The organism is Oribacterium sp. oral taxon 108 str. F0425, from assembly GCF_000214455.1.
Taxonomy (GTDB): Bacteria; Bacillota; Clostridia; order Lachnospirales; family Lachnospiraceae; genus Oribacterium; species Oribacterium asaccharolyticum.
Window position 1 is genome coordinate 2,035,052 of sequence record NZ_AFIH01000001.1, and the last position, 22,004, is coordinate 2,057,055.

General features: G+C 46.8%; 15 protein-coding genes. All 15 read right to left on the reverse strand.

Annotated features, from left to right (window positions below; all coding sequences use genetic code 11):
* Positions 1-7: 7 nt before the first annotated feature.
* The 15 genes from nagA to HMPREF9124_RS09435 all read right to left on the reverse strand — a co-directional run bounded on the left by nagA (position 8) and on the right by HMPREF9124_RS09435 (position 21,923).
* Positions 8-1,168 (reverse strand): N-acetylglucosamine-6-phosphate deacetylase, encoded by a 1,161-nt coding sequence (gene nagA, locus HMPREF9124_RS09360; protein ID WP_009428686.1) that lies wholly within the window; start codon positions 1,166-1,168, stop codon positions 8-10.
* 218 nt (positions 1,169-1,386) lie between these two features.
* On the reverse strand, positions 1,387-7,548 hold the full coding sequence (locus HMPREF9124_RS09365) for a Spy0128 family protein (RefSeq protein ID WP_009428170.1): 6,162 nt from the start codon (positions 7,546-7,548) through the stop codon (positions 1,387-1,389).
* A 223-nt stretch (positions 7,549-7,771) separates the two neighbouring features.
* On the reverse strand, positions 7,772-9,178 hold the full coding sequence (locus HMPREF9124_RS09370; protein WP_009429219.1) for an alanyl-tRNA editing protein: 1,407 nt from the start codon (positions 9,176-9,178) through the stop codon (positions 7,772-7,774).
* Between the two features lie 87 nt (positions 9,179-9,265).
* Complete coding sequence (gene malQ, locus HMPREF9124_RS09375; RefSeq protein WP_009429799.1) at positions 9,266-10,768, reverse strand: 4-alpha-glucanotransferase; 1,503 nt, start codon at positions 10,766-10,768, stop codon at positions 9,266-9,268.
* A gap of 126 nt (positions 10,769-10,894) precedes the next feature.
* Positions 10,895-11,326 carry an aspartate carbamoyltransferase regulatory subunit gene (locus tag HMPREF9124_RS09380; protein ID WP_009429674.1) on the reverse strand — a complete coding sequence of 144 codons (432 nt, stop codon included), beginning with the start codon at positions 11,324-11,326 and terminating at the stop codon, positions 10,895-10,897.
* A 226-nt stretch (positions 11,327-11,552) separates the two neighbouring features.
* Positions 11,553-12,476, reverse strand: a complete 924-nt coding sequence (pyrB, locus tag HMPREF9124_RS09385) for an aspartate carbamoyltransferase (RefSeq protein ID WP_009427808.1) — start codon at positions 12,474-12,476, stop codon at positions 11,553-11,555.
* 128 nt (positions 12,477-12,604) lie between these two features.
* The gene (gene pyrE / locus HMPREF9124_RS09390) at positions 12,605-13,240 is read right to left on the reverse strand and encodes an orotate phosphoribosyltransferase (RefSeq protein ID WP_009428318.1); all 636 of its coding nucleotides are present in this window, start codon (positions 13,238-13,240) and stop codon (positions 12,605-12,607) included.
* A 97-nt stretch (positions 13,241-13,337) separates the two neighbouring features.
* Complete coding sequence (gene pyrF, locus HMPREF9124_RS09395; RefSeq protein WP_009428843.1) at positions 13,338-14,102, reverse strand: orotidine-5'-phosphate decarboxylase; 765 nt, start codon at positions 14,100-14,102, stop codon at positions 13,338-13,340.
* Between the two features lie 12 nt (positions 14,103-14,114).
* On the reverse strand, positions 14,115-15,023 hold the full coding sequence (locus HMPREF9124_RS09400) for a dihydroorotate dehydrogenase (RefSeq protein WP_009429824.1): 909 nt from the start codon (positions 15,021-15,023) through the stop codon (positions 14,115-14,117).
* Positions 15,017-15,739, reverse strand: coding sequence for a dihydroorotate dehydrogenase electron transfer subunit (locus HMPREF9124_RS09405; RefSeq protein ID WP_009428620.1), 723 nt, complete (start codon positions 15,737-15,739; stop codon positions 15,017-15,019). The genes HMPREF9124_RS09400 and HMPREF9124_RS09405 overlap by 7 nt, the downstream gene beginning before the upstream one ends.
* 129 nt (positions 15,740-15,868) lie before the next feature.
* Positions 15,869-17,257 (reverse strand): dihydroorotase, encoded by a 1,389-nt coding sequence (locus tag HMPREF9124_RS09410; RefSeq protein ID WP_009429187.1) that lies wholly within the window; start codon positions 17,255-17,257, stop codon positions 15,869-15,871.
* Between the two features lie 229 nt (positions 17,258-17,486).
* Entirely contained in the window at positions 17,487-17,756 is a 270-nt protein-coding gene (locus tag HMPREF9124_RS09420) for a type II toxin-antitoxin system HicB family antitoxin (RefSeq protein WP_009429718.1), read from the reverse strand.
* A 58-nt stretch (positions 17,757-17,814) separates the two neighbouring features.
* Positions 17,815-18,723, reverse strand: a complete 909-nt coding sequence (locus tag HMPREF9124_RS09425) for a helix-turn-helix transcriptional regulator (RefSeq protein WP_009427729.1) — start codon at positions 18,721-18,723, stop codon at positions 17,815-17,817.
* A 257-nt stretch (positions 18,724-18,980) separates the two neighbouring features.
* Entirely contained in the window at positions 18,981-21,203 is a 2,223-nt protein-coding gene (locus HMPREF9124_RS09430; protein WP_036597820.1) for a methyl-accepting chemotaxis protein, read from the reverse strand.
* A gap of 168 nt (positions 21,204-21,371) precedes the next feature.
* Positions 21,372-21,923, reverse strand: coding sequence for a glutathione peroxidase (locus HMPREF9124_RS09435; RefSeq protein WP_009429033.1), 552 nt, complete (start codon positions 21,921-21,923; stop codon positions 21,372-21,374).
* Positions 21,924-22,004 lie beyond the last annotated feature (81 nt).

Consider the following 22,004-nt stretch of genomic DNA (forward strand, 5'->3'; position numbering starts at 1 on the left):
AAGGATTTCAAAAAATTGGAAGGATTTTTCCGGCTTGATAAACCGCTTTTTGCTTTAAGTCCTTATCCACAATCAGATAATCCGCCACTTTTCCGACTGTGATACTGCCGTAATCCTGGTCCACTCCCAGAGAACGGGCAGGATTTAAGCTGGCCGCTGTCACGGCCTTCCTAAGTGGAATCCCCATCTCCTTTACCGCCGTACACAGGCAGTCATAAACATTGGATACGGAACCTGCCAGTGCTCCGTTCGAAGTTAATCTGCAGTGCTTTCCTTTCTTCTCCACTTCCTGCCCTCCCAGGTCATAAAGACCGTCCGGCATCCCTGTAGAGCGAAGACTGTCACTGATGAGAATCACTCTGTCCTCTCCCAAAACCGTAAAGGCCAGGCGAACCATCATCGGGTGAACATGAACGCCGTCGGCAATCAGTTCCGCAAAAACCTCTTTTTGTTCCATCGTTGCCCCGACCACACCCGGATTTCTATGATCCAGTCCCGTCATGGCATTAAAAAGGTGTACCGCATGAGAGGCTCCTGCCCGATATGCTTCTACTGCTGTTTGGAAATCCGCATTGGTGTGCGCCAGTGAAATTCTCACCTTTCCCTGCATCTTCGGAATAAAATCCTTAAAAGCGGGATTTTCCTCCGGTGCGATTCCCATATACTTTACCAAGCCTCCGGAAACCTCCAGGAAACGATTCGCAATCCTGTCATCCCATTTCAAGATATAATTCGGATTTTGGGCTCCTTTTTTCACGGGACTGATAAAGGGTCCCTCCATATTGATTCCGAGGAGACGAGCCTCTCCAATCTTTAAACCCTCGTCCCGGTAGGTTCTCGCAAGACCAAGGACCTTTTCCAATTCTTCCACCGGAAGGGTCAATGTTGCGGGGCAAATACCGGTAATGCCGTGCTCCGCTTCATACTTTGCAAGCGTCGAGACGGCTTCCCTTGTTCCGTCGCAAAAATCCTTCCCCAGACAGCCGTGAAAATGAATGTCTATGAGTCCGGGAAGCAGAAAATCTTCCTCCCCGGAAAATAACTCTCCATCACTGAGTTCCCTCTCCAAATCCACCGAAGAGAAGCGTCCATCCGAAACGGCTATTCTTCCCAGATAAAATTTCTTGTCTTCCGCAAAAATCTTATATTTTTTTCTATCCTCGTCCATGCCCTATTCCTTCTTTCCAGCTGCTTCCTTAGAAAATAAATCAGTTCAATATTCGGTTATTTATGCTATTATAACACAGTTCAATATTCGGTTATTTATGCCATTATAACACAGTTCAATCGGATTTCTCAGACTTAAAATAGGTCTGAAAAAGGGTAAGCTCTCGCCACTCTCCTTTCAGACCAATCTTGTACAAAAACTCTTTACAATTTTATTTTTTACAGCCTGATTTTACCCCATCTCCTTTTCAGAGCCATGTATAGGGCAAGCAGTATTCCGCTGATTCCCGAGAAAATGACATAGAGAATCGATTTGGAAGAATCTGATGTTTGGACTCTTCTCTTGTACTTCGATACCACTTTGATAAGCTGCTCCAGCTCTTCCCGATCCTCCTGCGTTAGAGGACGCTTTCTTCCCAGAATAGCCTTAATTCTCGAGTTTATTTCCCGTAAGGTTTTGGGCCTGGGAGTAGAAGGCCTGTTCGGTTCCGGCGGAATCTCCGGTGTTTCCGTCGGTGTCGGCGGAGTCGGCGGCCCCGGCGGAGTCGGCTTGTCATTTGGAGGAAGAGAAGGATCCGGCGGTGTGGGCGGTGTCGGGGGATTCGGCCCCGGTTGGTTCGGCTCGTATTCATTAACGAAAAGAATTTGTTCTGCCGGAACATCGTCCTTGAAAATTTCCTTTTTGACCGTCAGGTGTGAAGGATTTGCCGGATCTTCTTCCACGGTGAAAACCACTTGGTAGCGACTCTTATCAAAGCGATACCCTTTTAAGAGCGCTTCCTCTCTAACTTCATAGGTATACTTTCCGGGCGCATGGAAGGCAATTTTCTCAAAGGTTCCGGTTCCCGCCCCATTTACCGTAATTTGTACTTCCTGTCCCGGACTGTTCCCCGGCATGGGCGCCGGATTTGCGGGAAGTTTCACGCCGGCATTTCCTACGGCTGTCAATTCCGTCTTCTTCCAGCTTAAGCTAAAGCGAAACGGATCTTTATTTTCAGGACTTCCGCCCTTTACTTCTTTCTTGAGAGATAGTTCCTCTTCGGCAGGAGGTAAGGAAAGGAGATTCCTAAATTCCAGTGCATCCCCGGAAACCGTCGCACTCATGGTGCCGTTTCCAAGATCCTTTACCTTGACGATAAGGTTTTTAACGGCTTCCTTATCATTTTCCACGAGAGGAACGGATCCGCTTTCCGTCACGGTATAGCGATACTCTCCCGGTAAGGAATACGTGATTTCTCCAAAAGAGATTTCTCCTCCGTCCGCATCCGGATTCGTCTTCGTAAGGCTTCCTCCGGTAGCTTCCGCAGGCATCGGTGCCCCGTCTAAAGCTGCCAGGGTAAAGCTGTATTTCTCCTTGATATCCGGGACGGTTACTCCGCCGTAATGCTCCAGCACCTTCTTTATGCTTATTTTCGGTTTTACCTTATCTATACCGAAGGTATTGGTAAAGGTAAGAGGCGTTGTTGCATTGACTGTAGAGGTATAGCTCAGCTTTTTATCGTCCGGATTGGTGACCGTTACCGTAAGGGTTTTTTCAGAAAGCAAATCATTCTTGATTCTCGGGAAATTCCCCGTCTCCGTAACCGTATAAGTATAGGTTCCCGGACGAATGAATTCTATCGGTCCAAACTCCAGAAGACCGCCGTCCGCATCCGGATTGGTTTTTTCCGTCACAACCGGCTGTCTGTTTCCGTCCAGTAAGCTTGCTCCGGCTTCCGCCTTCAAAGTAAAGCGGAAGGCATTCTGAATATTGGGAGCCGTAACTCCCGCGGGGCCGTCCAAGACCTTCTTCACCGGAATCGATACCTGTACCGGTGCAATCAGGTTGTGGCTGCTCGGAGCCTCCAATTCTTTGATGACTTCGGAGGCCGGAACATCCTCTCCGTTAAAGGTGATGCTCGTAAGATACCCGGTATTCACATTGTGAACCGGCAGCTTCTTCTTATCCATAGACGCCGTCATCTTTACATAAGCCACCAGCTTTCCCTGCGTATCCAGGATGAATCGCTTTCCCGCCTTCGTGGTTCGCGCGTCGACGGCGATAGCCTTGATGTCTTTCTTATTGACTCCGGCATTATTTTCCGGATGTTTATAATCCCAGACCTTCCAAATACTGTTCGGGTTCTTCGGATTGTAAACACTGTTATCACTATTGTAGGCTGCCGTGTCATACTTCGGCGCTCCCAGACTCCTTTGTTCTTCGGTAGTAGGTACAACCGTGGAGTAATACACCACCGGCTCCAAAACATCCGGATTTTCGGTCGTGAGCCCCTTCTCAAAGGGTTTTTTGTTCAGGAAGGAACTGATATCGATGCCGTCAAAGTCTCCGTTTCGATCCTGCTCTTCTCCCAAAATATCAAAGAGAATGATATCGGTCGTCCTGGTACTGCTCAGCGCCTGGTACAAGAGGCGATGCCGATAGGGGTCGCCCATATAGCTCACATTGTCCTTTGCGAAGGGTTTATGGACTTCTGTGGAGACATAGTTGCTAAAGCCCGCCTGCACAATGGTGATGGCTTCATAGTTCAGAGGCATATCCGTTACACTCATTGTCTTATAGTGGCTCGGATCCGCATTCCATGCATTCTCCATCTCCTTCTGAAAATACGGTTCTTTCAATCTCCCGGAATGCCTTTCCGGAATCCCGTTTGCCTCATCCTTCGGGCTGAAGTTCGGAATCCATTTGGTATCTTTCGAGGTGTTTAGAAAGGCTGCCGTATTCTGGAGAATCCTTCCCCGGTCCAAAATGTTGGAATAAGGATTATGCACGATATAGCCCAAACGAATTCTGGATGCATTTCCTCCAGAAATATTCTTTCGGCCTGCCGGCGTCTTAAAGCTCACCTTCATCATGGTTTGTCCGGAGTCTTCCCAATTATCTATAAACTCAACTTGGTAATCTCCCCTGTCAAAATCACCGCCATAAGCGCCGCCTTGCCCGTTAGGACCCAGATGGATTTCTTCTTCCTTGACATAGGTTCCCGCGGGAAGAAGGTCATAAATAATTCCATCCCTTAAGAGGTAAGGAGAAAGGTATTCCTCTTTTCTTAAGGGTTCCGGCAAAGCCACTTGATTATGTATATCTACATAGCAAAGATGAAGCTGCTCACCGTGCACCGGGTCATCCTTAAATCCCCTTACAAATCCGTCGGAATACGTAATATTATCGAGGTATTTGTTTATACTCGAAGTAAGCTGCATCGGTCTATGGACGTAGGCGACCCTATCCCACTGCTTTCCAAGTCTTCCTGCGAGACTGTCGGCTCCCGTATCCGCCTTCCCATAGCCGGGCCCGGCAACCGCACTATTCAATCCCGCATTTAAGGCTTTCTGATACTGTTCCCGCATGGCTGCACTCGGCGTTAAACTGATACCGAAGGCCGGTTGCAAGTTGGTCTGATAGGCCTTTGTCGTATTTCTGAACTCGATTCCGCTGACACCGCCCGGAAAAGCCGCCTTTAAATCCAGATAGTTCGCACTTGTGATGATATTGTTTCCTTGCTGAGCCGTAACTTTCGAGTAACCGCTTTCCGGTGTAAACGTAAATTGATCCTTGTCTATTGCCTGAAAGCTTCCATATTTTTCATAGCTTGTGTGTCCCTTTTTTCGAATCCACAGCTCTACCGGGGCATAGCTTGCAAAGTTTCTACTGATTCTCCCCGTAGGAGTGTAGTTCACCGGAGCACTGACCTGCTCCACGTCGTACACTTCCATGTTTTTAATGGAAACACTGTCATAATAGTAGTCCTCTTCCTTTAGTTTATAGACTGCCGTTCCCGGCTCTCGAAAGCCCGTTTCCAGGTTTATCGCCGTAGTCGGATCCGTATTTAAAGGCTCAGTCATCCAGACATTGTTTTTCAAAGTATATAAGTAGTACTCTCCGTCATCCCGCAAAACAATCTTTGTTTCCGGCACGGTGTACGTGCCGTCCGCATGCATCACCACCTTACTGCCATCCACTTGATTGCTGGCAAAAAGGTAGTACATGGGACTCGTTCTCGCATTTCCGGAGATGGGAATATTTTGAGCCCCATCCGCAAAGAGAGTCTGTAAACTGTCCGTAAAGATCCATCCGTCACCGGTGTTGTTCTTATCCATCTGGACTTTCCCCTTCGGTCTTAGGGGAAGAATAACCTTGGCCTGATTCTCCAATGTCGCTTCGGAAGAGCCGTTTCGAGTGTACCCGTCTGCCCAGGTTTCCGTCCAGCTCACCTTATTTTTCAAAAGAAAACCATGTTCTACCATGTCCATATGAGCGGCAATGGCATCAGTAATCTTCGTCATGGGATAGCGATACAAAGCGACATAACGCTGCCCCCCTTGATAATACTGAAGCGGATAACCATCATAATCATAATAGCTTCCGTCGGAATTCTCGAAAGTATCGTCAGAAGGGTCACCCGGCCGCTTTACCGGCTCCTTATTAATTCCCACAAAAGTTCTTCCTATGGGATTGACCAACCAATACTGATCTTGAGGCGGTGCGGAATGCATGTATCTTGCAATATCCGGATAACTGCCGGAAGAGGTATCGGAATCCAGATAGGAAGCGTAAGTATATCTGTTCCACCAAACAGACTGGGGCATCTTCTTTACCCCTACCAGCTGTCCCCCGTCTGCTGTATTATTATCCAGGTGAAAACTGTAGGTAAAGCCCTGGGAGCTCCCTCCGGGACGGTCCGCATCAATATACCAGGGGACATAAAAATACGAATCCGCATCAGCCGGTTTGTCTCCCCAGGCGGGATCCCACTTGTAGAAGAGTCCTCCCGTTTTTCCTCCCGTGCCGTGCTTAATTGTCATCTTAAAAGGTTTCACTTCCGTTTGCAGGGTTACGGAAAGATTGTCCTGCATGCTTGCATTGTATTGACTATCCGGATGATGGATTTCGGCAAAAACCGGAAAAGCATTCCGATACTCTCCGATTTCCTTCCCTCCTACCTGTTTATGCTCCATCTGCACCATGGTCGGTCGCATGGGATAGGCGAACTCCGCCTCCAAAATCATGGCCCCCGGTACTTCGCTATGATTGACCAGATGGTAGTACTTCTCTTTTTTTCCGTTAATAGGCCTTTCCACTTCCGTATAGTTAAAATCGCTTAAACTGTTGGTCTCCGGTGCTTTGGGAACCTGGGATTGCACCGGTTCCATCCCGTCCTGAAGGTTATAACGATCTTTATAGGCCACCAGTGTCGGGTGAGTGGTACTCCAGCTTTTAAAGACGCTCTCGGGAATATCGATGCTAATCGATCCGGGCGGATATTTCGTATCCTTATTTCCTTTTAAGGTAAATTCCAGCATCATAGTAGAAGTATCCAGCTGATTGGAAGATTTCGCAGGAGGAATAATCTGCAAATTCTTTCGTTCCCGAATGTTCGTAGCAGCTAAAGGATCGGAGTAGCTGTGTCCGGTCGTGGCATTTTCCGTCCCTGCTTGAGGGTCCGGTGCCTCTTTCCAATAGACCTGAAAGGAGTGGTTACTCGCCTGTCCTACCGATTTTCCTCTGCCGGTCCCTGCCAAACCATAAGGACTGAATTCTTTTCCGGAAAAGCGCAAAGTCGAATCACTGTCAGTAAGAGGAAGGAGCTCCGCCTCTTTTCCTTCCGGAAGATGCACAAGGCTTAATTCTTCTCCCTCCGGGAGGGAAACCGTATACTCGTCCTTTTGGAAAAGAGTCTTTTCTTTCCGGATTTCTTCCTCGTCGACATATTCCTCGACCCATGTGCCCGGCTGAATGGACAGGGCTTCTTCCAGAGCGGGACTCTTCTTGAGCTCAATCTGTACAGCCTTCCCTTTTTTCGGCTGCACCGCCACTTCTTCTCCCTCTTCCGTCACACGGAAAAAACCGATATCCACAGCATAAAAAGAGCGAAGCTCCACCTCTTGTCCGGAAAGTTCTCCTTTCTCTTTTTCACTTAAGACTTTTTCCTTCATGGCGGAAAGCGTTTCTTCCTCCTCCACAGGACGCAGTCTCATAAAGGTTCCCTCGGGGAAGGTGTTCTCGCCATATTTTGCGCGAACTGCAATGCCCTCTTCTGTCGTCTCCTCAAATTCTCCGGCAGCTAAAAAAGCGGTATCCTCCTTCGCATTTTCCGTCTCTGTATTTTCTGTCGTTTTATCACGCAAATTAGAAGGCGACTCTTTCGAAATCCCCTCCCTTTCTTCCTTTTCAGCAAGTTCTGCTTCCGTTCCTTCTGAAGCTTCCCCTTCTATTCCTTCCTGCTGCGGATTGCTCTCCGGTGCAAAAAATGTACCTTCCCGCAATATCTCTTCCGTGCCTTCTCCTGCGTACGCTATCTGTACATTGCTAAAGCTGAGCACCGCACACAAAAATGCGGAAAGTACTCTTTTCCCTACTCCGTTCCCGGAAAACTTTAACATACCGTCTCCTTACTCTTTTTCAATCCTCTCTGCTGCTTCCGCCCTGTATCATGAACTCTTTTTCTATATATTTTTTTATAATAAATCATTTAACGTTCATAAAAGTTTTTATTACTTTCATAAAATAGGCTCCTTAGCTTTTCGACAAGATTCTTTCATTGCATAAGAATAGGCATCCTCACAAGGTATAAGACGGTACGCGCTCATAAAAAAACCGTACAGATTATTCTGCACGGTCTACCCAGGCCTTCAGCTCTTCTTCCGTTCCCAGAAAGCGTCCCTGCAACATTTCCTCTCTTCCCCCTCCGGAAAAATGTCCTGTGTCCTTCCATTTCTTAAATCTTTCTAAAAATCCGCTGCAACCCGTTCCGGCAAACTGCCACTCCTTCTCTCCTCTCCTTGAAAAGCAGAAAAAATCCGTCTGCACGTAAGCTTTCAAGCTTTCACAGGCTTTGTTTAGAAGAATCATCTCAAAGTCCGGAAAATGAAAAACGGCCAGATTTTTGTTTCCGTAGTATTCTAAGCCCTCGCCACGAAGGGATTTTCCTGTAAGAACGGCTTTTTCTTGTTGTATAAGCAGTTCTTTCCTATAAGAATTTCCAAGCATTTCTACTGCTTGGAGGGAAAGGGCGATTCGTCTTCCTCTCTCCTCTTCCGTCTGTTCCTTCAGCTTACCCATCCGTTCGGAAAGGTTTTGATAGTCGGTACTCAACTTTCGGGATACCTCCAAAAGCACCTTTTCTTTTTTCTGCGTGTCCAAAAAAGCAAGTTCCCCGGAAAGCAGAAAAACTCTTGTTCCGCCCCGATGTTTCTCAAAGAATAGAACCTTAAAGAGCCCGATTTCTCCTGTCCGTTTTACATGTGTTCCGCAGCAGGCGCAGCTGTCCACAGCAGGGATACTGATAACTCGAATTGCTCCGGAAAGGGCTTTCTTTTGGCGAAATTCCATTGTCTTCTGCCCTTGTTCAAGGACTTCGCCAGGCTCTTCTACTGACAGCTGTTCCACACTTGTCTCCAGCTCCTCACTTTTCTCCCCGTCTTCTGCATCGGGCAGGCATTTTAAATTCTCTTTCCCAAAGTCATCTTCTAGGTACTTCTCCTCTACCGGAAGATTTTGTCGAATCACGGCATTCACGGCGGTTTCCAGCTCGGAAAGTGCCTCTTCCGAAAGCTCTCCGTCAAAGTCTACAGTCACATGCGGATTTTCCCCGAGAAGCTCCATGTGAAATCCGACATTGCTGTAACCGAATCGCCGATTGATGAGCCCTGCGAAAATATGCTCTCCGCTGTGATTTTCGGACTGTCTTCTTCGATAGGCATAGTCTACCTTGCAAAGCACTTCCTTTCCTACGGGCAGTGCTGTTGGAAGGAGATGGACTATATACTCGTCCTCCACATTTTCTGCAAAGAGAAGCTCTGCACCATCTATCGTCCCCTTGTCCGGCGCCTGTCCGCCACCTTCCGGATAAAAGGGCTCTTCGGAAAGCCGTAGAAGAAAAAGAGCAGGAAAGCTTTTCCCCACTCTCTTCTCCCATGTCGCCTTCTCTTTTCCTTCCAAAGGCAGACAGGACAGAACCTTTGCCTTATAGCTCTCTTTTTCCTCTTGATAATACAAAGCATTCTTAAACATCGTTAAACCTTTTTTCTGCAAGCTCTTTATTGCTTATTCTCTGAAGACATACGGCTACGCAAAAACGCATTTTCCTAAAACGCCACTCTAGCTAAGTCTGCCGCTTTCTTCCGTCATTTTCCGAATCTTTTCCGCCATATCTCCGGAAAAATCCTTCTTTGAAAAACGGTAGCTCCAGTTATTACCCAGTTTAGACGGCGTATTGATGCGTGCTTCTTTTCCCTTATGCAAATAGTCCTGCATGGGAATAATTGCCGTATTGGAAACCGAGTCCAGGGTCATTTTGATAAAGAAGTCAACATAATCCATCTCAAGAAGCTCTTCTACGCTCTTTCCGGAGTACTCGGCAGCCATTTCACGGTCTTCCGGAAGAATTTCCAAAAACCAGTCCTTCAAAACTTGATTGTCATGGGTTCCCGTATAGCAGACCGTGTTCTTGGTCCAAGTATTCGGACGGTAATCTCCGCTCTCCCTCGAGTCAAAGGCAAATTCCAGGAGCTTCATTCCCGGGAAGCCGCTGTCTGAAACAAGCTTCTTCACCGACTCCGTGACATAGCCTAAATCCTCCGCAATAACTTCTTTCTTTCCGAGAGCCTGCTCCACGGCACGGAAAAGCTTCATTCCCGGTCCAACTTCCCAGTGTCCGCGCTTTGCATTTTCATCTCCATAGGGAATGGAAAAATATTCGTCAAAGCCTCGGAAATGGTCTATGCGCACGATGTCATAAAGGGAGAAACAATGCCTTATTCTGGAAATCCACCAGCTATATCCTTCCTCCTCGTGCTTTTCCCACGCATAGAGCGGATTTCCCCAAAGCTGTCCATTTTCCGCAAAGGCATCGGGAGGACAACCGGCAACCGCCGAAGGCTCTCCGTTTTCCTTAAGCTGAAAGAGAGAGGGGTGATCCAGCACATCGGAAGAATCCAAAGAAACATAAATCGGAATATCCCCGATAATCTTTATCCCCAAGCTATTCGCATAGTCTTTCAGGCTCTTCCACTGTTTGATAAAAAAATACTGGCAAACCTTATGAAAATCAGCGGAATACGGCAGCTTCTTCGCCATAAACTCGGCATAGCTCGGAAGCCAATGCGCATTTTCCGAAAGGAAGGCGCTATAGGCTTCTTTCTCTTTTTCACAGTTTTCCTTGCTGTATTTTTTTGCTTCGCCATGCTCCGCACTTCCGCTCGAAGCGGTATCCAAATCCAGCTTCTCTAAAAAACGCTTTACCGCTTTTTCCAGTACAGTAAAACGAATCGAATAAAGCTTTCCGTAATCTACGTGCTCTTCCGAATCGGAAAAAGAGAGATCGGAAAGCTCTTCTTCCAAGAGAAGCCCCTCTTCCGCCAAAGTATCAAGGTCAATAAAATAGGGATTTCCCGCAAAGGTGGAAAAACTCTGGTAAGGAGAGTCCCCGTAGCCTGTCGGCCCCATGGGAAGAATCTGCCAGTAACTCTGCCCCGCCTCCTTTAAAAAGCGGACAAACTCTCTCGCTTCCTTTGAAAAACTTCCTATTCCGTATTTTCCCGGTAAAGAGAACAACGGCATCAAAATCCCCGCCCTTCTCCGTTCTAAAAGAAAACTACTCATATCTTTTCCCTCACATCAAAAAGTCCACTTCCAAAACTACGGTTTCAGAAGTGGACTTTAGCGAATACGACTGCAGTATTACCATAGCCTTTTCCGCTATGAAAACCTTTCTTCTAAAAACATAGTTTATTCAAATTCATCGTTCTTCGCAATTGTATCACAATAAATGCAGCGATACTGCCTATTTTTTCCTTCAATTTTCTTAAACACCTGCGGAAGCTCCTGCTCCGTGGAAGTAATGCAGCGGGGGTTCTTGCAGTGCAGGACATTTTTCAGTGTCTCCGGCAGGGATAGGCACGCCTTATCCACTCTTTTTCCGTCCCGAATATAATTTACGGTGATGCCCGGATCGATGTAACCAAGCACATTTAAGTCAAGGTCAATATTCTCCGCAATCTTTACAATATCCTTCTTTCCCATCTTTCCGGAAGAGCAGTTCTGGATGAGCGCCACAGGACTGTTCAGGTTCTGGAGTCCCAGATACTGATACACCAGCATACTCTTTCCCGCCTTAATGTGATCTAAAACAATACCATTCTCAATTCCATCTATATTCATAATGATTTCCTTTCCTTATTTAACAGTTTATCTTACAGTAAAATGGATTTTTCTATACTACCAGAAAATACTATTTCGTTCTTTTTCCTAAAGCGTATGGAGACGCCGGCACTTGCTGAGAGCAAGCGCAGCGAAGCTCGAGGCTTAGTACCGCTCTGTCGGAATCGAGCGAGAGCGCCTTTAGGAAAAAGGACGGAATAAGTATTTCTTATTGATAAATCCATTTTTACTTATCCAATCCGAGAAGCTTCAAAATCAGCGCCATTCTCATCTGCTTTCCGCAAAGTGTCTGATAGAAATACTTTGCACGCTTGTCCTTATCCACTTGAACGGAAATCTCGTTTACACGGGGAAGCGGATGAAGAATGCCCATGCTTTCCTTGGCATTTTTCAGCTTTTCGGGAGTCAGCACATAGATGTCCTTTAAGCGGAGATAGTCTTCCTCGTTAAAGAAACGCTCTCTCTGGACTCTCGTCATATAGAGGATATCCAGCTCCGGAATCGCTCCTTCCAGGTCCGTCGTCTCTCTGAACTCCGCACCGGCTTCCTTCAGCTTCTCAATCTCATACTCCGGAAGACGAAGCTCTTCAGGGGAAATCAGAATATAGCGGTTATTCGGGTAGCGAAGCATCGCATCGATTAAGGAGTGTACTGTACGGCCGAACTTTAGGTCTCCGCAAACACCGATGCATAAGTTATCTACTCTTCCGTAGGTTCTATGAATGGTCAGAAGGTCCGCCAAGGTCTGTGTCGGGTGGAAATGTCCGCCGTCACCGGCATTGATGAACGGAACCGTTGTGTGTTCTGCCGCCACAACCGGTGCACCTTCCTTCGGATGCCTCATGGTAATGATATCCGCATAGTTGGAAACGGTTTCAATCGTATCGGCTACGCTTTCTCCCTTGGCTGCAGAAGAACTCGATGCCCCTGCGAAACCGAGGACGGAACCGCCGAGCTCCAGCATAGCCGCCTCAAAAGAAAGTCTGGTTCTTGTAGACGGTTCAAAAAACAGAGTCGCCAGCTTCTTATGTTTGCATCGCTCCCAGTAGTCTTCGGGCTTTGCTTCAATCTTATCCGCCAAAGCCATCAGCTCATTAATTTCCTCAATACTCAGATCCAAAATGTTAATGATACTACGATTTTTCTCCATCCTTTTACCCTTTCTTTTGCTCAAACATCATCTATAGAGAATCCTTTTTCAGGATTTGCTCTTATGCATTACAGCTGTTCCACAAACACTAACTTTTCTTTCACAAGGAACAGCTCTGTTTTCCGTCTCTACTTCGCCATCCAGGACTCATCGGAGGGATTGTCTCTAAAGTGCAGGAGCTTCGCCTCTTCTTCCTTTTCGATATAGCCCTTTGCAACAGCTACCGGTAAGAGAGAATCCAAGTCGCAGAGGGAGTAATTCACTACATTGGCCTCGCTCAGTCTCTTCTTTCCCTTTTCCATTCCGTAGGTGAAAATGCTCACCACGCCGAGCACCTTGGCTCCATTTTCCTCTAAGACCTTCACGCAGTCGATGACCGATCCGCCGGTGGAAATGAGATCCTCCACCACAACAACGGGTTCACCCGGAGTAAGCTTTCCTTCAATCTGATTTTGTCTGCCGTGATCCTTAGCAGAGCCTCTCACATAGCCCATGGGAAGGTCCAGGATTTCCGCGGTTAAAGCGGCATGTGCAATGCCTGCCGTAGACGTCCCGAAAAGTGCCTTTGCCTCCGGAAAATGCTCCTTCACAAGCTCGGCAAGTCCCGCCTCAATCTTTCTTCTTACCTCCGGAAAAGAGAGGGTTAAGCGGTTATCACAATAAATGGGGGAATGAATTCCCGATGCCCAGGTAAAGGGGTCCTTCGGTCTTAAAAATACCGCCTGAATGGATAATAAACCTTCTGCAATTTCTTCTTTTCTCATCTTTTCCCTCCTGCTATGTAAACTTGTTATTACTCTTATTCTTCCATGATGCCGGCTCGCTCTATTTCTGTGAGGCCGCTTCTTTGCTCATAGACTCTTAGTCACAGAACTGTCTTACCGCTTCTCTGTAAGCTTCCACCGGATTTTCCGCCTGCGTAATGGGCCGCCCCATTACGATGTAGTCCGAGCCCGCGTCTTTCGCGTCTGCCGGACTCATGACTCTCTTTTGATCCCCTACATCACCACCCTTAAAACGGACGCCCGGAGTAATCGTTAAGAAGTCCTTTCCCAATTTCTCATGGATTTCCCTTGCCTCCCAAGGAGAGCAAACCACACCGTCCAGCCCCGCCGTCTTCGCATTTTGTCCGTAGTGGAGCACGACCTTTTTCAGCTCTTCCTTAATGAGAAGTTCCTCCTCCATACACCTTTGGTCCGTGGAGGTAAGCTGCGTTACCGCAATAAGAAGCGGACGATTTTTTTGATTTCCGCATCCGCAGCTCTCCTTTTCTCCCTTACAAGAAGAAGCATCATTCTCTCCCTCCTCGAAAGAAAGGCCGCGAAGCGCCTGTCGCATCATTTCCACGCCTCCTGAAGCGTGCAGATTTGTCATGTCCACACCGAGGTCTCTTAAAGAGCGCATACCACCCTTTACGGTATTCGGAATATCATGGAGCTTTAAATCCAGGAAAATCTGATGTCCTCTCTCCTTTATTTTCCGTACAATCTCCGGTCCCTCACTGTAAAAAAGCTCCATTCCGACCTTCACATAGGGCTTTCTTTCTTCCTTTGCAAATAAATCCAAAAACGCTAAGGCTTTCTCTCCGCTCGGAAAATCCAGCGCTACCATTACATCCTTTCCCATTTTCCCCTCCTTTTAGACAATTCCGATGATTTCCTGAATATCCTTTATACCGAGCCTTTCGCAGAGTATCGGAAGCTCCGTGATGATTTCTTCGCAAACCCTCGGATTCACAAGGTTCTCCGCCCCGACTTCCACCGCACTTGCACCCGCCATCATCATTTCCAAGACATCCTCCGCACGGCTGATTCCGCCCATTCCGATAAGAGGAAGCTTCACTGCTTGATGTACCGCATAGACGGCACGAACGGCAATCGGGAAAATGCCCGGTCCGGAATAGCCTCCGACCTTGTTTGCCAGCACCGGCTTTCTTCTCTTAATATCGATTCGCATGCCGAGCACCGTGTTGATGAGTGAAAGACCGTCTGCCCCTCCGCTCTCTGCGGCTCTGGCCATTTCCGTAATATCGGTTACATTCGGACTTAACTTCATGTAAACCGGCTTCTTCGTCTTTTCCTTTACTACTTTACAAACCGCTTCCACGGACTTTGCGTCCGTTCCGAAGGCCATACCCCCGTGGGATACATTCGGGCAGGAGATATTCACTTCTAAAATGCCGACATTTTCCACCTTATCCATCTCTTCAGAGAGGATAGCGAAGTCCTCCAGAGAAAAGCCGGAAATGTTCGCTACCAAAGGTTTTTTGAAGAACTTTCCAAGGCGCGGAAGCTCCTCTTCTACAACCTTTTTCACACCAGGATTCTGGAGCCCCACGGAATTCAGCATGCCGCCCGGACACTCCGCAATACGGGGAAGGGCATTTCCCGGCCGTTCCTCCACCGTCGTTCCCTTAAAGGAAATGGATCCAAGGATATTTAAGTCGTAGAGACTCTTGAACTCTTCTCCGAAGGCAAAGGTGCCGGAGGCGGGAATAATCGGATTGTCCAGCTCGATTCCCGAAAGCGTTGTTTTGATGCTTACCATTCGATTTCCTCCCATGCAAATATCGGTCCGTCCTTGCAGATGCGCTTCATGCCGGACTTCATTTTCCTGCTGCAACCCATACAGGCTCCGAAACCGCAACCCATGCGCTCCTCAAAGCTGAACTGTCCTCCCTCTACCTTTTCATACACGGCGCGGAGCATCGGCTCCGGCCCGCAGACCATGGCATAGTTATGATTTCCGAGCAGAGAGGTTACAAAGCCCTTCTGTCCGTGACTGCCGTCCTCTGTCGCCACATTCACGGGAACGCCCAGTGTGCGGAACTCTTCTTCAAAGAAAACATCTTCTTTTGCGCGGAAGCCCAAAGCAACATAAGGGTGTTTTCCGGCTTCTACCAGCTTTTTGCAGAGGTAGTAGAGAGGCGGAACACCGACTCCGCCGCCGCAGAGTACAGGATTTTTCGGGGCGTCCTCCACGCTGTAGCCGTTTCCAAGTCCTGTTAAGATGGAGAGGTATTCTCCCTCTTCCATGCAGGAGAGCTCTTCCGTTCCCTCTCCCAAAACCTTATAGATGAGTGTCAAGGTATTTTCCGAAACATCACATACGGAAATCGGTCTCCTCAAATACTTACCGGGAATCTTAATCTCGCAAAACTGTCCCGGCGCTGTAAATTCCGAGCAGTCCCCGTCCAGCTTCATCAAGAAAACCTCTTTTGCAATCATTTTGTTTTCCAGTATCTTAAACTCGCATTCTTGCATGCAGTTTTTCTCCTCTCCTTACTCTTACTCAACTCTTTCCCCATAATAAAGTTTTTTCCAAAAGTAAACCGTTTTCAGAAAACACAGTTCTTCCCTGGTATGCCCTTGCTCCTCAGAGTCTTAGTCTTCCTAAGCTTTCAAAATCCCTTTTTCGCTGTCATAGACTTCTCTTCCCTGATAGAAAGTCTTCAGCACCCTGCCCTGTACCTCCTGACCGGAAAAGAGCGTGCTTCTGCCTTTCGTATAGAAGCTCTCTACATCTACCTTGTACACTGCGTCAAGGTCTAAAATCGCAATGTCCGCTTCGGCCCCGTTCTCGATATACTTCGGTCCGCAAATCGGGAAAATTTCTCTCGGCTTTGTGCACATCAGCTCCAGTAGCCTGTAGAGGGAAATCGCTCCATGCACTGTCTTCCCTCCCTCAGAAAGAATTTCCGAAACCTTTGCCTTAGCTTTTCGTCTGTCTACTCGTGCTTCTTCTCTGTCTAAGGGGTTCCGGAGAACCATATTGTGGAGCATAGCCGGAAAGGCGGTTTCCAGTCCTACGATACCAAAGGAGGATTGGGAGAGACCCCTACTCTTTTCTTCCGCACTGTGCGGCGCATGGTCCGTGATTAAACAATCAATCGTGCCGTCCTGTATTCCCCGAATTAAGGCTTCTCTGTCAGCTGCTGCTCGAATCGGAGGATTCATCTTCCAGCTTCCGTCTTCTTCCAAATCCATGTCCGTAAACATGAGGTAATGCGGTCCGGTCTCTCCCGTCGCCTTCACTCCTCTTTCCTTCGCTTTTCGAAGAAGCTCTACGGATTCTTTTGTGGAAATGTGGCAAATGTGATACTGTGCGCCTGTCTCTTCCGACAGCCGAAGGTCTCTTTCCACCTGCTTCCATTCCGATTCAGAGTTAATCCCGATATAGCCATGGGCTTTTGCAAAGTCTCCGTCATGGATACAGCCGCCCGGCTTTAGTTCACTTTCATCTTCACAGTGTGCAACGATAGCCTTTCCGAGCGCATGCGCTTTTTGCATAGCCTCTCGCATAAGTGCCTCTTCCTGCATGCCCTTTCCGTCATCGGAAAAAGCAATCACATCCTCTGCTATCTCCTCCATATCGGAAAGCACACCTCGTCCCTTTTGTTCCCGGGTAATCGTACCGTAAGGATAAACCTTAATGAGTGCATCCTTCTCTATTGCCTGAAGTTCAACGGAAAGATTCTCCACGCTTGATGGCGGCGGATTTAAGTTCGGCATAGCACAGATCGCGGTATACCCTCCGTGCGCAGCTGCCCGTGTTCCGCTCTCCACCGTTTCCTTATACAAAAAACCGGGCTCTCTGAGATGTACATGAACATCTACAAAGCCCGGAACAATTAATTTCCCCTCTAAGTTGTAAACAGTAGTATTCTCTAAATCATTTTCAGAAAAATCAAGAAAAAGTCTATCTTCGGAAAGCAATACATCCGCCTTCCCGATTCCCTCTTTCGTATACACATAGCCATTTTTCAGAAATACCTTACTCACCTCGACCTCCTATCCTGCCCAAATGTCTGCAAGAGTATAGCAAAAAATAAAGGGGGTGGCAAGAGGGAAAAATGGACTTTGAAAAATACAAAAAAAGACTTTGTTTCAGCAAAGTCTTTCCCTCCTTCCGGTGTTTTCCTATTGAAAACACCTCCACTCATGACTGAGCGTGGACTTGAAGTCCACTGCTCACTTTGCTTCGCAAAGCAGATTCCTTCGGAATCTGGTCTCACTCATCCCACCCTTCTTTTGGCATGAGGAAGGCAAGCATGGTCTTCTCTTCTCCGTCTTTCAGTTTTATATCGTCCAAGTGAGTCTGCTTCGGGAAGTTCATGCTGTCCTCGGATTCCACAAGAAGCCAGTTTACCCCGGCGTGCCGTGCATCTTCCAAGGCATCCTGCTTGTCTTTTCCTTCTCCGAAGCAACCTTCCAAATCAATCACATCCACTCTATAGCCTTCTTCTTTTTTCCGAATAATAGCCGGATAATAATACGTCATTTTCCATTCCCTTCTTTCTATCCATTTCTTTTACTGATTCTACTCTAAGTTTTTTTCGCTATTCCTGCATTCTCTTTCTATATTGGTTCGGCGTTTCTCCCATGATAGCCTTGAAAGTCTTAATAAAATTCCCCTGATTATGAAAACCCGTATTCTTGGCAATATCGATAATTTTCTCCTCCGTATGCACCATAAGTTCGGTTGCCATTTTCACCCGGTAACGGTTTAGATATTCCAATGGCGGAATGCCTACATGGTTTCCGAAGAAGCGGGTAAAATACTGTTCGTTTAATTGACACCGAGAAGAAAGATCATGGATATACAGCCTTTCTCTGTAATGTTCCTCCATAAAAAGAATACAGTTTTTCAAAAGCTCGCTCTTTCTCTCTTCTTCCAGGGGGCTCTTATCCCGAATCAATCCCATGCTCTCCAGGGTTGCAAAGAGATGCAACATTTCCGCACGGACATACATATGTTGAGCCAGACCTCGAAGACCGTATTTCTTACTGGCTTCAATACTTTTATCATTTGTTCCGTGCTTGTGAAAATACTGCACCAGACGAGAAAAGCTTTGCACCGCCTCAATAAATCCCATATCGTTCAAACTGATATCTTCCGGAAAAAAACGGGAGCCGTTCCTGAGCGGTCCAAAAAAATCCTGCTCCAAAAAATCCCCTTCGGCAAAAGAAAAATCTTCCAAGCGAAAGCAAAGAGAATGCTGAACCGCCTTATCCGATGTCGCATAAAGCCTGTGGAAACAGCCTCTCGGGATAAAGTAGAGAGATTCTTCCTTGATTAATTTTTCTTTCAGGTTCAAGTAAAGCTGAAATTCTCCCTCTTGGAAATAAATCAGCTCATCATAATCATGCCAGGTCGCTTCTACCGCCAGGCGCTCTCTTTTTCCGCTGAGACTGCTATACAAAACGGGTAAACTTATAGAAGAGGTCGTGTTTTGTTCCGTTTTCATTTTTCCCTCTCCTTCCCCGTATTAAAAACGAGATACCGCACGCTTTGCGAGCGATACTCGTTATGAATAAATGTCGAGCCGTTCATGCGATAGGTTCGCTATAGACAAGCTAACACGCTTTTCACAATGCATAAAATTTTCATAATGCATAATATTTTCATAATGCATAAAAATAGCTACACCTCCATCGAAGTGTAGCTACCAGTTTAACATAGGAAGAGGCTTTTATCCAGAGAGCCGCAAGCGAATCGTTAAAACTATTCTTCTTCCTTTAACTGAAATTTACTCATAAGCTCATTTAAAGTATGTGCCTGTCCGGAAAGTTCTTCAGACGCAGCGGCACTTTCTTCCGCCGTAGCGGAATTGTTTTGTACCACGGAGGAAATCTGATCGATTCCCACGCTTACCTGCTTTACTCCCTTGGCCTGTTCATCCGACGCCTGAGAGATATTCCCGATCATACTATTAATTTTCTTACTTTGCGTGGAAACCACTTCCAAAGATTGAACTGTTTCCCCGGAAAGCTTTGCACCCTTCTCCACTGCATCAATTGCCTCGGCAATCAAGCTGCTGGTATTCTGAGCGGCCTTTGCAGATTTTTGAGCAAGATTTCCTACCTCATCCGCTACAACGGCAAATCCCTTTCCGGCTTCACCTGCGCGGGCTGCCTCAATAGCGGCATTTAAGGAGAGAATGTTGGTTTGGAAGGCAATATCATCAATGGTCTTGATGATTTTGCTGATTTCCTGGGATTTTACCGTAATATCTTGCATGGCTTTTGCCATCTCATCCATCTTATCGGTGCTGACATTGACGGCTTTTTCCGCATCATTGCTTAACGTAGCCACTTCCTCGGTGATTTTTAACGTACTGTCAATTTTATGAGAAATGTCAACCATCGTAGCGGAGAGTTCTTCGATGGAGGACGCCTGCTCCGTAGCCCCCTCGGAAAGAGACTGGGCTGCATTACTCACTTGTTCCGATCCTGCCTTTACCTGTTCTGCGGAATTCTTAATTTCCTTCATGGTATCGGATAAGTCTCCACGAATGTCCCGAAGAGACTGTAAGAGCGGTGCATAAGCACCGGCATAATACTCCTGATCCTCCATATCCACGCGATAATTTCCCTTGGACAGTTCGCTGAGTTTGTTCTGCAGGTCGGAAATAATCGCCCGAATTCTCTGCATGATTTCTCTCATGCTCTCTGCCAGTTCTCCAATCTCATCTTTCTTATTGTACTGAATATCTACATCGAAATTTCCCTTAGCCACTTCCACACCCGCAGAAGAGATTTTCTTTAAGGGTGCCAAGGAGGTTCGAATCAGGAAATGCGTAAGACAAACCAAAATCAATACACCGAGAATATTGGATAACAACGCCGTTTTAACCAAGGTCATCAGGGTGGCATTGTATTCCGCCTCGGAAAGGCTTACGGTCACCCACCAATCGGAGTCTCCCACTTCTACCGGCGCAATATACCGTTTTACATTTCCCTTGTCTGCACTGGAGGTCACGGTAGTAAAGGATTTTCCTTCTTCCTTCTTTGTTTCAAGAGCATTATATGCTTCCTCCGGCATAATTTCTTTTAAGGGTTTGGCAATGGTATCCGCATCCATGGAATAGGCAATATTTCCTTCATTATCCGCCAAGTCTATAGCTAAAGAAGGAAAACGCTCGTCCTTCTGCTGCAAGAGTTCGAAAACGTCCATTTTCATATCCACAAGAACATATCCTTTAAACTCTTCTTTGATGACGATGGGAACCATAATGGAAAATACCCAGTCCTTGGTATAGGCATCCTGATAAATTCCGCTAACACTAAGCTTTTTCGTTTCTTTTAAATGCTTGAAATCCTCTTCTTCCTGGTATCCTGCGGAATAGGTTTGTATCGTTCTTGTTTTCGCATTTTCCTTCGTAAGATACAAAGAATAATCATCCACTCCCGGAATAAAGGCATCTTTATCAAAATAAATCCCTACCCCGAAAATGCTGTCATCACTGTTTACCGCCGCGTAAAGCGCGTCCAACATAGAGGATTCGGCGTTGTAGAGGTTTGCCGGAATGGCAACGTTTCTTATACGAGACTGAAACGTGGCGGGCCCCATCGCTTTGGCAGAAACCGGATCACCCTTACCATCCACAACATTCCAGATTTTGGTCGGAGCCGCTCCCACCTCTTCCTCCGTCTCATAGGCGGATGAAATTCCTTCTTTAATCGTTTCGGCAACCACCTGATTTTGGTAGAGTATATTTTGAATATCATTGATTGCCATATGGGTTTTGTCCACCATATTGCTGTCAATGCTTTTTTCCATGCTTCTCTTACTGATATCAATCAAAATAGAGCCTGACCCAATTAGCGCTATCGCCGAGCAAAGGCCAAGTAAAATCGACATTTTGCTGCTTAAACGCAAGCTATGGAATAAGCCGGCCTTTTTAGGACCGGCTGGTTTTTTCTTTCGTTCCACTCCTTTATTCATTTTCTTCTTCTCCTCTGATGCTAAAACACAGCTGTAGTCCGCTGACTCTTTATTTTTTTCGTCGAGGAGCAAGAAAAGAATAAGAAATATAGGAAAATCTTATACTATGGGCTTACTGTATAGTGGATTTTTTATAGCTTAAACGAGATATCACACGCTTTACGAACGTTACTCGTTATGAATCAGTTCTGCCACTTTCTTCCTTACCTCTCCCATATCCGCCGTCGGTTCAAAACGTTCCACAACATTTCCGTCTCTATCGACCAGAAACTTCGTAAAATTCCACTTAATATCCGGATTCTTCTTATAGTTGACGTCTCTGGTCAGGCACATAGCCGCCATAGCAAGTCCCTTCGGGCTGTGCCCAAATCCGGAAAAGCCCTTCTGCTCCTTTAAGAAAGCATAAAGAGGAAGTGCATTGTCTCCATTTACATCCGACTTCTTCATCTGCGGAAATTTGGTATTGTAGGTTAATGTACAGAATTCATGAATCTCTTCATCGGTTCCCGGAGTCTGTCCCGCAAACTGATTGCAAGGGATATCAATGATTTCCAATCCCTTCTCATGATACTCCTCATAAAGCTTCTCGAGATCCTCATACTGTGGCGTGAATCCGCAGCCGGTTGCCGTGTTCACAATCAGCATGACCTTGCCCTTATTCTCTGCCAAAGAAAGCTCTCCGCCGCCTACCATCGGTACTGAAAAATCATAAATGTTCATATCTTCCTCCTTTTTGATCCTTACTACTCTGTACTGTTTTTGTTTAAAATATTAGCCATGCACACTTGCTTCCACTCTCTC

Excerpts from the sequence above, each read along its gene's own strand:
- nagA (WP_009428686.1), bottom strand. The coding sequence starts at position 1,168 with ATGGACGAGGATAGAAAAAAATATAAGATTTTTGCGGAAGACAAGAAA.
- HMPREF9124_RS09365 (WP_009428170.1), bottom strand. The coding sequence starts at position 7,548 with ATGTTAAAGTTTTCCGGGAACGGAGTAGGGAAAAGAGTACTTTCCGCA.
- HMPREF9124_RS09370 (WP_009429219.1), bottom strand. The coding sequence starts at position 9,178 with ATGTTTAAGAATGCTTTGTATTATCAAGAGGAAAAAGAGAGCTATAAG.
- malQ (WP_009429799.1), bottom strand. The coding sequence starts at position 10,768 with ATGAGTAGTTTTCTTTTAGAACGGAGAAGGGCGGGGATTTTGATGCCG.
- HMPREF9124_RS09380 (WP_009429674.1), bottom strand. The coding sequence starts at position 11,326 with ATGAATATAGATGGAATTGAGAATGGTATTGTTTTAGATCACATTAAG.
- pyrB (WP_009427808.1), bottom strand. The coding sequence starts at position 12,476 with ATGGAGAAAAATCGTAGTATCATTAACATTTTGGATCTGAGTATTGAG.
- pyrE (WP_009428318.1), bottom strand. The coding sequence starts at position 13,240 with ATGAGAAAAGAAGAAATTGCAGAAGGTTTATTATCCATTCAGGCGGTA.
- pyrF (WP_009428843.1), bottom strand. The coding sequence starts at position 14,102 with ATGGGAAAGGATGTAATGGTAGCGCTGGATTTTCCGAGCGGAGAGAAA.
- HMPREF9124_RS09400 (WP_009429824.1), bottom strand. The coding sequence starts at position 15,023 with ATGGTAAGCATCAAAACAACGCTTTCGGGAATCGAGCTGGACAATCCG.
- HMPREF9124_RS09405 (WP_009428620.1), bottom strand. The coding sequence starts at position 15,739 with ATGCAAGAATGCGAGTTTAAGATACTGGAAAACAAAATGATTGCAAAA.
- HMPREF9124_RS09420 (WP_009429718.1), bottom strand. The coding sequence starts at position 17,756 with ATGACGTATTATTATCCGGCTATTATTCGGAAAAAAGAAGAAGGCTAT.
- HMPREF9124_RS09425 (WP_009427729.1), bottom strand. The coding sequence starts at position 18,723 with ATGAAAACGGAACAAAACACGACCTCTTCTATAAGTTTACCCGTTTTG.
- HMPREF9124_RS09430 (WP_036597820.1), bottom strand. The coding sequence starts at position 21,203 with ATGAATAAAGGAGTGGAACGAAAGAAAAAACCAGCCGGTCCTAAAAAG.
- HMPREF9124_RS09435 (WP_009429033.1), bottom strand. The coding sequence starts at position 21,923 with ATGAACATTTATGATTTTTCAGTACCGATGGTAGGCGGCGGAGAGCTT.